Origin of the sequence: Nocardia cyriacigeorgica (genome assembly GCF_010858045.1) — a bacterium.
Lineage (GTDB): Bacteria > Actinomycetota > Actinomycetes > Mycobacteriales > Mycobacteriaceae > Nocardia > Nocardia cyriacigeorgica_E.
The window spans coordinates 1-304 of the sequence record NZ_JAAGVC010000268.1 but is presented as its reverse complement, the minus strand read 5'-3'; the positions used below and the strand labels follow the sequence as shown (position 1 = coordinate 304).

Annotated in this window: 1 pseudogene; it reads left to right on the top strand. The window is 69.7% G+C overall.

What is annotated here, in order from left to right:
• A pseudogene (locus tag GV790_RS29655) lies at positions 1 to 304 on the top strand (c-type cytochrome biogenesis protein CcsB); the annotation flags it as partial.

Genomic DNA, 304 nt, shown 5'->3' with positions numbered 1-304 from the left:
GTACGCGTCGGTGCGCACCCGCAAGGTCGTCGAGCGCGAACTGGTGCCCGCAGGCGGCGGCGACCCCCTCACGCTCGATCCGGCCGTCCCCGGCAAGGTCGTCGAAGCGCCGCGGCTGCCGCTGTCGGAGCGGTTGGGCAACATGGCCTTCTCCGTGCTCTACGTCGCGGTCGGGCTGCACGTCCTCTCGATCGTGTTGCGCGGCTTCGCGACTCATCGGTTCCCGCTGGGCAATATGTACGAGTTCGTCACGATGGCGACCGCGGCGACCGCGGTGGTCGGGCTGGTGTTCCTGCGCGATCAG